Raw genomic sequence first — 13,323 nt, 5'->3', positions numbered from 1 at the left:
CATGTGCACTCCTTTTCAACTCGCGTTAACATTTTTTTAAAAGAAAGGAACTAAAAATGAAAATCATTTTACTGACAACATTAATATTAAATTTTACTGTATTTGCACAAATAACAATAACAAGCACAGATATTGCAAGCCAATATATTTTTGGAAATTCAATAGTAATTCATGAAAGTGAAAACCCTTCTACTGCCGATATTGGTTTTCAAGGTGGGGGTAATCTATGGGACTTTTCAACATTAACAGGAGAAATACAAGGAAGTTTAACCTGTGTAAATCCAGCATCAACACCTTACAATAGTGATTTTCTGGTGCTACAATTGCCACACATACACTCGGGATGTATGCAGGTGAGATGGGTGAAATTTGGCAGTATGCAACCACTAGTGCTGGATTGGATAACCTAGGTACGGTGGTTACGGTTAACTCACAGCCAGGAGTAGTAACGATGATAAAAACAGCCCTGCAAGGCGTGAATTTGAATTACCATTAAACTATAATTCAAGCTGGACTAATTCCTATACACAAACGATCTCGATAAATGGAATCCCATTACCTGGAACAGCTGTTTCAACCAGTCTTATTGTTGATGCTTATGGAACAATGACTTTGCCAGGCGGTTCAAGCTTTGATGCGTTAAGGTTAAAAGAATCACTAACCGTCGCCGGGATGACAAGTGTTTCATATTTATTTATATCAAAAAGCGGTGCGCAGGTAAGTCTATTTGCAAGTGATCCAAATCCACCATTAAGCGGAGTTATAAATCTAGAAGGCTATAGTTACAACGGAACTTTTGGAATCACCGGAGTTGAAGAAGAGAATGAGCTATTAATAAATTTCTCTCTTGATCAAAATTATCCAAATCCTTTTAATCCTTCAACAAAGATTAAATACACAATTCCAAATGTCAGCCTGAGCGAAGTCGAAGGCTCTAGAGTTCAGCTAAAAGTTTATGATGTATTAGGAAATGAAGTGGCAACTCTAGTTAACGAATCGAAACCAGTTGGAACTTATGAAGTAGAATTTAATGCATCAAATATTTCAAGCGGTGTTTATTTCTATAAACTTCAATCCGGAAATTTTGTTGAAACCAGGAAGATGATTTTACTGAAATAGGCATGATTTAATAGGACTGGGAAATTTTTTCCCGGCCAGCATCTTGACACAGTGCTGGTAAGTATTTAGTTCCTTATTTCTAGAAAAAAAGGTTGTGAGTGACTTTAATTTGTTGAACTAAAAAAAGCCTCAGAAATATTCTGAGGCTTTTTGATTCTCATTTACTTTTAATCCTTAAACTCCGAATTAGAGTTTAGATAAAGCTAGCATAATCAAAATTATTACTAACCATCAGTTTAGTTCTCCTCTTTCGGCAGCAGCTTTAAGTTCTTCATTTGCAAAAATTGCAATCTCAACTCTTCTGTTAAGCCCCTTCCCATAATCTGTGTCGTTTGATGATATAGGCTCGTTTTCGCCTAATCCGATAACTGAAAGTCGTGAAGAACTAATACCTTGATACATTGAATAATCTGAGACTGCATTAGCTCTCTGTTCCGATAATGTTTGATTGTACTGTTCCGCACCATCAGAGTCTGTATGACCGGCTATAAGAATATTGGTATCGGGATATTTTTTAAGAATGACAGCAAGTTTACTGATATTGGTTTTGGCTTCAGGTTGAAGAGTTGAGGAGTCAAATCCAAATAAGATGCCTGAATCAAAAGTAATTTTTATACCTTCGCCAATCCTTTCTATTTTAGCTCCTTCAATATCCTTTTCAATTTCTTCAGCTTGCTTGTCCATATGGTTTCCAATTAAAACTCCCGCAGTACCACCAACAGCAGCACCTATTATAGCGCCCAGGGCAGTATTTCCGAATTGATCACCAATAACTCCACCAACCACACCACCGCCAACACCGCCAATAACTCCACCTTTAACTGTATTGCTTGCACCGCAACCGTAAATGATGATAGATATGGCTAATATTAGAATTATTATGCTGCCTTCAATTTTTTTCATTTTATTTCTCCATTAATTATTAAAGTATATTTTCTTAAAGACTATTTCTTTTAACAATATTTTTTATTCGAAGAAATATCTTATTCAAAGTCCGGCATCTATTCCCAACCCGGTAAGAGGAGTAACTTGAAATACAGGCACTAACTCAAAAAAGACATCTATCGGTGTGTTGTGTGGAAACCATGCTATACCAAATACACCTCTAATACCAAATGAATCTTCATAACCACCACTAGTGTTGAACCTGCCTCCGATTCCGTAGTAAAGTGGAAATCTTTCCGTTGAGCTAATTGCATTGAATGAATGCCATAAATAATCCATATGAAAATGGATACGTCCTTCATTATTGTAGTAACCTTTGTATTTAATACGATCACCGCCGAGGCCCACGCCAAGTCCGAAATCAAAAGCATTTATCTTTGATGTCCAGAGTTTTGCACTTAATCCGGTTGGCTCGCCTATGATAAGTCCCATCCCAAATCCATGATCCTGTGCTGCAATTGGTTTTGTAAGGATTATCATAAATCCTAAAACCATAATGAGTAATAAATATTTTTTCATAACTATATTTCTTTCTTTTTATTTAGTATAAAACAAACTATAAGAATATGATTGCTATTTCAATCGAGCAAAGGGATGAAAAAGGAATTAATCCTATGGACAGATATTCCTAATAATATCCATTTGATATTTTTTTAAAATGAAATCCATAAATCGCAAACAAAATTGCTAAGGAAAACAACTGCGGCTTACGGAACAACGTCCAGAGAAATAATTTCCAATAATAAATTCTTTCTTCACCCATAACTCCTAATTTGAAAATTGATCTGAACAATGCCAGAACGTAGTTAGGGTTAAGATGAAAAACTTTCTTTTTCTTCGGTTCAAAATCTTTCATAAACAGCATAACACGTTCATAAAAATACTTAGGCGAATAAATTGTTTTTAAAATAGATTTATAGCCGTCCATAAGTTTGGCCGAATCCATCATAGGAATAAAATTAATTGTAAAGTCAGTGTTGTTTCCCGTAAAATCTTGCAGCATCCTTCCTTCACTTATTAATCTTTTTTCAAGATTTGTTCCTTTCGGTGCGTTAAGTAATCCAACCATTGCTGTAACAATTCCGCTTTTTTGAATAAAATTAGTAAGCTCTTCAAAAATTTTAGGATGATCATTATCAAATCCAACAATAAATCCACCCTGAACTTCAAGACCAAACTGCTGAATCTTTTTTACACTTGCGATCAAATCACGATTTGTATTTTGTGGTTTATGACATTCAATAAGACTTTTTTCGTTAGGCGATTCAATTCCAATAAATACAGCTTCAAATCCTGCTCTAGCCATTTGAATCATCAGGGTTTCATCATCAGCAAGATTTATCGATGCTTCTGTATTCAGGTAAAATGGATTTTTTCTTTTCACCATCCATTCCGTAATTGCCGGAAGAATTTCTTTTTTCAATTTTACTTTGTTGCCTATAAAATTATCATCAACAAAAAAGACTGGTCCGCGCCAGCCTGTAAAATATAAAGCATCCAATTCAGCTATTATCTGGTCTTTTGTTTTAGTGCGGGGCTTTCTTCCGTATAAAACTGTTATATCACAAAAGTCGCAATCAAAAGGGCAGCCACGTGAATACTGAAGATTCATTGAAGTATAATTATTCATCGATACGAGATTCCAATCCGGTAATGGTGTAGAAGTAATATCCGCCCAATTTTCCGAAGTGTATTTATGCTTAGGCTTTCCTTCTTGCAGATCTTTTATAAACTGCGGAAGAGTAATTTCTGCTTCATTTAGAACCAGGTAGTCAATATTTTCATAAAGTTCGGAGCTGCTGGTAAATAATGGCCCGCCGGCAACAATTTTGGCATCTAACTTTTTACATCTTTGAATCACTTCATCAGCAGACTCACTTTGTATTGACATCGCACTAATAAAAACAAAATCTGCCCAAAGAATATCATCGTTTGTCAAGTTATTAGCATTCATATCGATTAGTCTTTTATTCCAATCTTTGGGCAGCATTGCGGCAACTGTTAATAGTCCTAATGGCGGAAAGCTTGCTTTCTTTGATACAAACTTTAAAGCATGTTTAAAACTCCAGAACGTGTCTGGATACATTGGGTAAACCATTAGGATATTCATTTCATACTCCTTGAGTATAATAGTTTATTATAGAATTATAGTCTCTTCTCTGGGGTTATATTCAACTTTTGCAAATTAAAAATCAATCGATCATTAGGATGAAAAAGGATCTACATCTTTTGGGTTAGTTGGCACATTCCATTTAAAGGTTGTCCCAAAATCACATACTGATTATAACCAAGTAGAGTTAACAGTTTTACAATCCATTTTGAGTTATGTTATTTCAAACAAAGTCGATCCAGAGTTTAACTAAAACCGTCTGACGAAGTCTCTAATTTCTTCTCCACTCCTGCTAAAGGCACAGATTTCAAATCTTCTTTTGAATGTGATTTCTGTTCGGGCGATCTGGATGGATCAGTTTTGGTTTTTATATCTGGTTTTCTCATTTCAATTTTCTTTGATCCAATTTTTTGCTTCATCCAATTCAGAATTTTTATATATACGAAGTTCACAGGAAAGCATATAACCAAAGAATTTTGCAAAAGTATTTACAAGTTCATGATCAGATACCAATGCAATCTTTTCCCATGAAGATAGATGTTTCATTCCTATCTTAGCATCATCAAGCATAGCATTTAGATCGAATCCGGTAAAGTTGCTTCCAAGCTGGTATATCATCCGGATTTTTTTGTTTGCTTTCAATTTTTTCTCAACAGCAGGAATTAAAACAGTTTCATAATCTGTTCCGGTTATTTTACCTTCTGCGGAAACACCTAGAATATTGTCAGGTAAATCTTTCATCATTTTTAACATATTTTTATCCTATTGAATTTTGAAAATATTTTATAATATCCTGTCGCAAAACAATTCTGTTAAGCTATAAATAAAAAAGGGTGTCCTGGAAGACACCCTTTTTTAAATTAAGAGCAAACTACTTTATTCGTTTAAACTCAATTCGTCGATTTAATCTCATATTATCTTCTGTATCGTTTGCAACTCTTGGATGTTCTTCTCCATACCCAACAGAGGTTATTCTTTCAGAAGGAATACCTTTTGCAACAAGCCATGCTTTCACGGCATCAGCTCTTCTCTGAGATAATTTTTGGTTGTATGCATTGCTGCCAACATTATCCGTATGACCACTTATTTCAACTATGATATCAGGATACGTTTTTAATGTTTTAAGAGCACCCATCAGAACATTATCCGATTCAGGAGTGATTTCAGATTTATTGAATGCAAATGTAATACCTTCAAGAACGATAGGAACATTTATTTTTATAATATCATCTGAAGGATCAAGTGGATCTGTACCGCGTTTTACTTCTGTACCGTCATCAATTGTCCCGCCGTCTGTATCAACATTTAAAGGATCTGTTTTGTGAGTATTTACTTCTGCATAGTCAGTTAAACCGTCACCATCTGTATCAACTTTTAAAGGATCAGTCTTAAATAGTTTTGTTATAACTGGGTTCCCTACAACTTTAATTTCAACGTTTATGCCGTTAACTTCTTTACCATCTGTTAAACCCTCACCGTCAGTATCTGCTTTTAATGGATTTGTCTTGTATTTTAATACTTCATCACCATCTTTTAAGCCATCACCATCGGTATCAGCCTTTAAAGGATCTGTTTTGTATTTGTTAACTTCTTCACCATCTTTCAATCCATCATTGTCCGTATCTGGAATAAGCGGATCAGTTTTTGTAACTTTTACTTCATTAGCATCCCCTAAACCATCACCGTCTGTATCTGCTATTAATGGATTGGTTTTGTAGGTGAGATATTCTTCACCGTCATTTAATCCGTCGCCATCTGTATCAGGGTTATTAGGGTCGGTTCCAATTTGCTGTTCTAAACATTTACCAAGTCCATCATTATCTTTATCAGATTTACAGTTTTCACCCGTAAAGGTTAAACCTAAAGAAACATTATAGTAAGAATCCCAGGAATCTTCAGATAGGGCTCTGTAACCATCTAAATAATAAGTAGAAGACAGTGCTCCGCCTAATCCAAAATCTAAAAGTACTCTTTCACCTAGGGCAACTTCTATACCCACTCCAATAGGAAGTATTGCAACCCAGCCATCTTCTTCAATTGGTTTTCCAAAAATGCTTGGTTTTGTGTCAATACTATAATGCATTATTCCACCACCAATAAAGGCATAAGGATTCCATCCTTTAGAATCAAAAGGACTTACTTTGAATCTTAGTGAAATTGGGATGATTGAAGATTCATATTCTCCAAATCCTGTATTGATGTTATCCATATATGCCAAACCAGCATATTTCCCATAACCGGCGTTTAATGACATTTCTAGGGCATTGTTTAATTCAACTGCAAAGTATCCCTCACCAAGCCAGGAAGTTTTGAACCAATCGAAAGAGAAATTATCATTTCCACTAAATCCCAAATTCGCGAATTCATTTTCCGGAAATAGAATACTTCCACGGAAACCAAATTTTGTTCCCCAGTCTTTAAATTGTGCATAGTTAGGTTGACTCATTGCAACCAGACCAAGCACTACAAGCAAGTAAATTATTTTTTTCATTTTTTCCTCATTCTGTTAATTAATCGTTTACAGTAGATTACTTTTTATAAAGCGTTCATTCTAAATTTTATATTTTAGTTTCGTTCTTTTCATTTGTAGTGTTCATCAAATCCTTAATTGTTGATTGAATAAAACGGTGATCATTTATTAAACTTAAAAGTATCATTACAATCGCTATTACAGGAAGTATGTAAATAATACCACCTAGTGTAATTGATGCAATTAGTCCAAGCAGCCAGAATACAATAAGATCAATCGCTATAGTGTAAAACATTTAATCACCCTTTTTAATTAGATTCTAAGAAGAACTCTAAGGTTAAGGTATGCAAATTGAGAAAGTAATTCTATCGGGCGAAGGGATGAAAGAAGGACTACATCTTTTGGGTGAGAGAATCACTTTAGCTTAAATTCACTAGCTATTAATTCTTTTTACCGGCTAATAAAACAACTCCGCCTATTATCATTATCCCCACTCCAATAAATGAACCCCAGCTTACTGAATGATTTTTATCTGCAGAGATCTCAATACCACCAATGTCCAGAACTTTTTCTCTTGTCACATAATTAAATCCGGTATAGAGGTTCATCACCAAACCTATTACAATAATTATAATCCCTATTGTTTTTGTATTCATAGCCCAGTTTTTTTTGTTTTAATAAACAAATTTTGTGTCAAGTATTCTTTTAGCTTTTTCAACTTGAGTGCCTGAAATTACTATTTGTGCTCCATCGGCTTCATCCGAAAAAAATATGAATACATCATTGTCATTTTTAATAATGTTTGCGTTAATTTCTACCATTTCAAGATCCCTTTGTGCAACTTCAGTATAACGCTCATTATCAAACTCTCCTACGCTTACTTCTTGTGCTTCCATTTTAATTCCTTATTGAATTAGTTTACTTACCAAATTTTGTTTAGGATCTGTAAATCTTTTCCCTCTAATATTTTTGAGGTTCGTTGTTTATGTGCGCTTTCCAAAATATTGCCTTGCACTTTATAAAAATGAACATCGATTATTTAGCTATCCCTTTTTCCAAAATATTGCCCAACCGAAAACTACGCTTAGGAAAAACACAATTACTTTTGGAATCCAATACCACTGAGCTTTATTTGTTGCGCTATTTAGTTTTTTTGAATCACTTATCAATGACATTTTAATCTTTCCTAAATTATATTATCAAAAATTTACTATCACCAACACAAAAGATTCATTATACAAATTATCATTTGTTTTTTTTGCTATCCTATTTATGATTTGTGTTCATCAAGCCACTTAAGCATTTCTTTAATACTACCTGTAGCCAAAGCAATGCATGTGTCTGCTGCGCCATAATAAATATTGATTGAATCGCCATCCGGACCGATTGTGTATCCGCACGGAAATACAACATTACCAACATCACCATTTTTCTCATATTGTTCTTCGGGGGCAAAAAACCATTGATTTCCACGCTTCAGTAAAGTTTCAGGTTTTTCCAAATCAAATAAGGCAAGACCTAATCTATAAATACAGCCACCGCACGATAGTTTTACACCATGATAAATTACCAGCCAGCCTTCGGGAGTTTCAATAGGAGGTGGAGAAAGACCAATTTTATTTGCATCCCACCAGGCTCCTTTTCTGGCATCCATCATTAAAACATGTTTACCCCAATTTTTTAAGTCGGGTGAATATGAAATCCACATATGTGCTCGGGCTGCACTAACAGGTCGATGAATCATTGCCCAGTTACCATCAATACGATGCGGTAATAGAGCAGCGTCTTTATCTTCAGGTGACATTATCACACCAAAACGCTCAAAACTTTTAAAGTCTTCTGTTAATGCTAATGCAACACCGGGTCCATCACGAGTATATGCTGTATAAACAACAACATATTTTTTTAATTCTTCAACATAAGTAATGCGGGGATCCTCGATTCCCCATAACTCTTCCGGGTAATTTTCAGGATCATGTAAAAGTGTAGGCAATTTATCAATCTGCCAACCATCAACACCATTTGCAGAACGAGCAGCACTAAAATGCGATAGACCACTTCTATCTTCTACTCGGCATAGAAGCAATGTTGTTCCATCAGCCAGTAAAGTAGCACCAGCATTGAATACACTGTTTATAGGATAGGGCCAATTTTCAGCTTTTAAAATGGGGTTCAATTTACTGCGATGAAATAGTTCTATATGTGGGTTGTTCATTTTAATATTGTCTCCATTGATAAATGTGTTTGTTCTGCTAATCTTAATTCTAATAGTGATTGAAGAAAAGCTAAAGTAGATTCTGCCCCCTGATTTTCGTTTACACGATCTGAATGCAAACCATCTCTACAGCCTCCGGTTGTGGGATCATAAATGGGAAGATTTAAATCATTTCGTCCAAGAAACCATTCGAAAGCACGACGAGCTTCTTTGCTCCAGAATTTGTCCCTTGTAATTCTAAAAGCTTCGAGACAAGCCGATACCATTGCTTGAGCTTCAACCGGTTGTTGATCAAACCGGGCACGCTCGCCCCCAAACTGATAAAAACCATTAGAACCGATTGGAACAAAATGACCTGCATCAGCACGGTGCAAATCAACAAGCCAATTGAGAGACTCCAATCCGGCATCTATCATGATTTTGCTTGGAATCGAATTACCGCAAGTAAGCAAAGCATGCGGCAGAGCAGCATTGCAATAAGAAAGTTCTTTTTCGAACCAGTGCCATTTTTCAGACCGGTTACTTTGATACAATTTCAGAAGCCGTCCTGCCAATTCATCCTGTACCTGTCCTGCCCTGCTGTCACCTTCATATTTTTGTGAATACTCATAGATTCCAATAAGTGCAAATGCCCAGGCTCGAGGACTTGTGGTTAAGAGAATAGCAGGAAGAGTTTGTTCAAACAACCATGCCGCTATTCCATTTTGCGCCGGTATGCTGCATCTGTTTAATACTGTGCCTAATGCCCACAACGCACGTCCATGACTGTCATCTGAACCTTTTTCTTCCAACCAATTGCGCTGATAATCCATAAAATTTCTAAAGTGCTTGGTTTTAGCATTAAAGGCATAGCCGAGAAATGCAAGGTAACGGGAAGATAATTTTAGTCCTTCATTATTCCCGAGTTCATCAAGGAGGGCGCTGACTAACAAGGCACGAGCATTATCATCGGTTGTATAACCATGTGCGTAGTTTGGAACAGTAAAAAGTGCGTGTTGAAACATACCAGTGTCGTCTGTCATGTTGTTTAAGTGATCTAATTTTAACGGAGGTAATTCACCTGGATGTTTATCGAGTGCTTTAGCTGTAAATCCCGGGTGAACATAATGCCGGCGTTCTGCCCGAGCACGTTCAAAACTTTCCATATATCGTTGAGCTACCTCTGACCAAATCATCGATCGTCCAAACATATAAGCACGTTTGCGCATTGCATGACGTTCTGCTTCGTTGTTCAGCAAATTAATAACCTGCTTTGCCAGAGCCTCATGATCTCGGAACGGAAATAGCACACCTTTTCCTTCTGCAAGCATCTCTTCCGCATACCAATATGGCGTTGAGAGAACAGCTTTACCTGCTCCTAATGTATAAGCCAAAGTCCCTGATGTTATTTGCGACTCGTTGAGATAAGGTGTAATATAAATATCTGCAGTGCTTATGAACTCAACAAGTTCTTCCAGACTGACAAAACGATTGTAAAAGATTACGTTACTTTCAACTCCTTTTTGTTGAGCAAGCCATTGCAAAGATAAGCGGTATGTTTCACCTTCCTGTTGAATTACATGTGGATGAGTTGCACCAACAACCATATACACAATATTGGGATAGCTGGCAACAATTTCAGGTAGTGCAGATATAACGGTTTCTATTCCTTTGTTTTGGGAAAGTAATCCAAAACTTAGCAAAACGATTTTACCTTCTACACCAAATAAATCTTTATTAAAACTTGGATCAACAAATGGTACGTCTGGAATACCATGTGGAATCATATCAATTTTTTCCAGAGGAACATTATAAATTTTGTGCAGAAATTCAGAACCGAGTTCACTCATAACAACCAAACGATCGGATAATGCGGCAACTTCTTCTAATACTCTTCTTTGGTCGGGATCAGGATTTTTAAGTATGGTGTGTAAAGTTGTAACGATTGGCATACGTAATCCATGTAAGAGTGCCAGTATATGGCTTCCAACTTTTCCACCGAATATTCCATATTCAAATTGCAGACATACAAGATCAACATTGTTGATATTTAAAAAATCCGATGCCCTTAAGTAAGATTCTATATCTTTTTCCGTGAGTTCAAATCGAACACGTGTAGGATATGCATAACCAGTCGCTACGTCGTTAACAGGCAGAGCGATACATGCCGTGCTAGGATACTGTTTAGAAACAGCTTCACATAAATCAGTTGTAAATGTGGCTATTCCACACTGGCGTGGTAAATAATTTCCGATGAAAGCAATTCGGTTGAGTGTTGAGTTTGTTTTGTTTTGTTTCAAGATAAATACTCATTTCTAGTAAACACATTTATTTTTTATTCTTGCCGTTATCGTGCTTGTCCTGCTTATTATTTTTATTGTTGTTCTTATTTGATTTCTTATTGTCTTGCTCCTTGACCCAATTGTTATGTTCAGGATGTTTTTCAATTATATAATATTTTGAATCCCTGCTATCACGGATTAGCTGCTGATCGTGACGACCTTTAAATGAAGAATATTTATTTTTGTAAGTTTTATGGTTATGCCATGGTTCCCGTTCATTAATTACGACTTTATAAGAATCATAATAATCGTAGTTACTATAACGTGATGGCAAATTTGTGCTATGAATCCAGAGCCCGTTATTATAGTAGTAATATCGATGCTGTGGTACGTTATAATATGCTTCTATATCCGGTAAGTAATAGTATTCAACATAATCATAACCTGTTGGACCCCACACAGGTTGACTTCCTAAATTAATAGTTATCTGAGCATTTGAAATATTTGCCAGGAATAATGTTACAATTAATACAAAAATATAACGCATAATATCTTTCCTTTTATTTAGTTCTTAGTTCAAATTGAGTTAACCCGAACAGTTTACATTCACTTAATTATTTACCATAGAGATACTTCTAGAAATTGTTTTAAGAGTCTCATTAGTGTAGGAATAGTTTGCAATTTCCAGACGTGTATGTAATGCAAGTTTTTCCATAATATTATGGATATGACTTTTAACAGTATAAGTTGAAATGTGAATCTTCTGACCAATCTCTTTGTTGCTCATACCTTCACTAAGAAAGCCAATAACTTCTTTTTCCCGTTTAGTCATCCTAATAGCTTCTTTTAGATTGCTTTTACCTTCTCTAACAGCATATTCAACAATCTGAGAAAAAAGAGAGTCAACCAAGATAGGCGGAAGGACCGTTGCTCCTGAATTTACTGTTCGTATCGTGATTAAAAAATCATTCAGAGAGGCATCTTTAAGAATAAATCCATTAGCACCTGCTTTTACATACTGTAAAATATCGGCTTGTATCGGTGCAAGATCCATAACAATTATTTTTGCCAATGGAAAATCTTTCTTTACTACTTCCACTACCTGCAAACTGTTTAAACTCCTTAAACCCAAATCCAAAAGAACCACATTTGGTTTTAACTGCTTAATTTTCACTAAAGTATTCCTACCGTCACCGGATGCTGCAATTATTATAATATCTTTGTGAGGTTTAAGAATTGAAAGTATCCCATCCCGAAGTAGGCGGTTATCTTCTATCAGTAGCAATCTTATTTTTTTCATTATTTTATCTTTATGGATTAACAAATTTCTAATAAAATAGATAGCTAATACGTTTAACTTAGCCGATCTAATTATTACTAAACTTAAGATGCAACTATTTGTGATCTAATTTCAATCAATCAAAAGGATGAAAAATGGACTACACCGACAGGATGAATTATTGATTAAGAATACCTGGTTTGTTCTTTTCATTTTTCTTATCCCTTTTAGCATTCTTTTTTTCCTGCATAGTTTTCTTTGGCTCTTTCTTCGTGCCTTTTTTACTATTCTGACCTTTGCTCATGATATATCTCCTTTAACTTTTAAAAAATTGATTTGTTAACAAACAGATTATTTTATTATAGGTTTACAATGCTATAATTATTTCAATAAGTTTATTCCTTTAAAAATCACTTTAAGAATAATCTATTTCTCAGATACTGGTGCAGCTGGGCTCATTTTCATCATGTTTTGATTATCATTCATCATTTTACGCGGCTCTACAGAAATAATATTATTTTCAGGTTGTACTGCCTGCATTGTTTTATGCATTTCCGGATCATCCATTAAAGAATTTACAAGCTTTGTCATTTCTTCTTTATTCCCTTTGGTTTCATTGATCATCATACTCATCATAGTTGAACGCATTTCCGAATTTGATGATATTTTGGTCATCCATTCATGAGTCTGTTTATCCATTTTTGAATCAGTGACATCAACTTTATTTTGAGCAAACGCATAGAAGGGAATAAACATCACTAAGAACAAGATTAAATTTTTCATTGAGCATTTCCTTTTTATGTGTAGATGAGATTACGATTAGATATACTACAAAACAATAGAGCAAAGGGATGATAAAGGGATTAGATCCTTGAAATGAATCAGGCTGATTGTGTGTTTATTAAGATAAATTAATTTTATCTA

Annotated in this window: 16 protein-coding genes; 2 read left to right on the top strand and 14 right to left on the bottom strand. The window is 35.2% G+C overall.

Annotated elements, in window-relative coordinates; all coding sequences use genetic code 11:
* The first annotated feature begins 56 nt into the window (after window positions 1–56).
* Both IPJ23_11070 and IPJ23_11065 read left to right on the top strand, forming a co-directional pair.
* The gene (locus tag IPJ23_11070) at window positions 57–410 is read left to right on the top strand and encodes a hypothetical protein (GenBank protein ID MBK7631220.1); all 354 of its coding nucleotides are present in this window, start codon (window positions 57–59) and stop codon (window positions 408–410) included.
* A 196-nt stretch (window positions 411–606) separates the two neighbouring features.
* Window positions 607–1,119: a T9SS type A sorting domain-containing protein gene (locus tag IPJ23_11065; GenBank protein ID MBK7631219.1), complete on the top strand. Its 513-nt coding sequence runs from the start codon at window positions 607–609 to the stop codon at window positions 1,117–1,119.
* A gap of 231 nt (window positions 1,120–1,350) precedes the next feature.
* Here the strand turns inward: IPJ23_11065 and IPJ23_11060 are convergent, their stop codons facing one another.
* The 14 genes from IPJ23_11060 to IPJ23_10995 form a co-directional block, all read right to left on the bottom strand.
* Complete coding sequence (locus IPJ23_11060) at window positions 1,351–2,022, bottom strand: OmpA family protein (protein ID MBK7631218.1); 672 nt, start codon at window positions 2,020–2,022, stop codon at window positions 1,351–1,353.
* Window positions 2,023–2,106: 84 nt separating this feature from the next.
* On the bottom strand, window positions 2,107–2,583 hold the full coding sequence (locus IPJ23_11055; protein MBK7631217.1) for a hypothetical protein: 477 nt from the start codon (window positions 2,581–2,583) through the stop codon (window positions 2,107–2,109).
* Window positions 2,584–2,692: 109 nt separating this feature from the next.
* Window positions 2,693–4,174 carry a DUF4070 domain-containing protein gene (locus tag IPJ23_11050; GenBank protein ID MBK7631216.1) on the bottom strand — a complete coding sequence of 494 codons (1,482 nt, stop codon included), beginning with the start codon at window positions 4,172–4,174 and terminating at the stop codon, window positions 2,693–2,695.
* A 245-nt stretch (window positions 4,175–4,419) separates the two neighbouring features.
* On the bottom strand, window positions 4,420–4,560 hold the full coding sequence (locus IPJ23_11045) for a hypothetical protein (GenBank protein MBK7631215.1): 141 nt from the start codon (window positions 4,558–4,560) through the stop codon (window positions 4,420–4,422).
* A gap of 1 nt (window position 4,561) precedes the next feature.
* Window positions 4,562–4,927, bottom strand: a complete 366-nt coding sequence (locus IPJ23_11040; GenBank protein MBK7631214.1) for an STAS/SEC14 domain-containing protein — start codon at window positions 4,925–4,927, stop codon at window positions 4,562–4,564.
* 118 nt (window positions 4,928–5,045) lie between these two features.
* On the bottom strand, window positions 5,046–6,665 hold the full coding sequence (locus IPJ23_11035; GenBank protein MBK7631213.1) for an OmpA family protein: 1,620 nt from the start codon (window positions 6,663–6,665) through the stop codon (window positions 5,046–5,048).
* A gap of 67 nt (window positions 6,666–6,732) precedes the next feature.
* Complete coding sequence (locus IPJ23_11030) at window positions 6,733–6,939, bottom strand: lmo0937 family membrane protein (protein MBK7631212.1); 207 nt, start codon at window positions 6,937–6,939, stop codon at window positions 6,733–6,735.
* Window positions 6,940–7,084: 145 nt separating this feature from the next.
* The gene (locus IPJ23_11025) at window positions 7,085–7,300 is read right to left on the bottom strand and encodes a hypothetical protein (GenBank protein MBK7631211.1); all 216 of its coding nucleotides are present in this window, start codon (window positions 7,298–7,300) and stop codon (window positions 7,085–7,087) included.
* An 18-nt stretch (window positions 7,301–7,318) separates the two neighbouring features.
* Window positions 7,319–7,540, bottom strand: coding sequence for a hypothetical protein (locus IPJ23_11020; protein MBK7631210.1), 222 nt, complete (start codon window positions 7,538–7,540; stop codon window positions 7,319–7,321).
* 374 nt (window positions 7,541–7,914) lie between these two features.
* Window positions 7,915–8,859 carry a glycosidase gene (locus tag IPJ23_11015; protein ID MBK7631209.1) on the bottom strand — a complete coding sequence of 315 codons (945 nt, stop codon included), beginning with the start codon at window positions 8,857–8,859 and terminating at the stop codon, window positions 7,915–7,917.
* The gene (locus tag IPJ23_11010; GenBank protein MBK7631208.1) at window positions 8,856–11,138 is read right to left on the bottom strand and encodes a glycosyltransferase family 4 protein; all 2,283 of its coding nucleotides are present in this window, start codon (window positions 11,136–11,138) and stop codon (window positions 8,856–8,858) included. The genes IPJ23_11015 and IPJ23_11010 overlap by 4 nt, the downstream gene beginning before the upstream one ends.
* A 28-nt stretch (window positions 11,139–11,166) precedes the next feature.
* Window positions 11,167–11,667, bottom strand: a complete 501-nt coding sequence (locus IPJ23_11005; GenBank protein MBK7631207.1) for a hypothetical protein — start codon at window positions 11,665–11,667, stop codon at window positions 11,167–11,169.
* 63 nt (window positions 11,668–11,730) lie between these two features.
* Entirely contained in the window at window positions 11,731–12,420 is a 690-nt protein-coding gene (locus IPJ23_11000) for a response regulator transcription factor (protein MBK7631206.1), read from the bottom strand.
* A gap of 405 nt (window positions 12,421–12,825) precedes the next feature.
* Complete coding sequence (locus IPJ23_10995) at window positions 12,826–13,182, bottom strand: hypothetical protein (protein MBK7631205.1); 357 nt, start codon at window positions 13,180–13,182, stop codon at window positions 12,826–12,828.
* Between the last annotated feature and the right edge of the window lie 141 nt (window positions 13,183–13,323).

The sequence above is a fragment of the Ignavibacteriales bacterium genome, assembly GCA_016709765.1.
Taxonomy (GTDB): domain Bacteria; phylum Bacteroidota; class Ignavibacteria; order Ignavibacteriales; family Ignavibacteriaceae; genus IGN3.
This window is presented reverse-complemented; position numbering and strand designations above follow the sequence as displayed.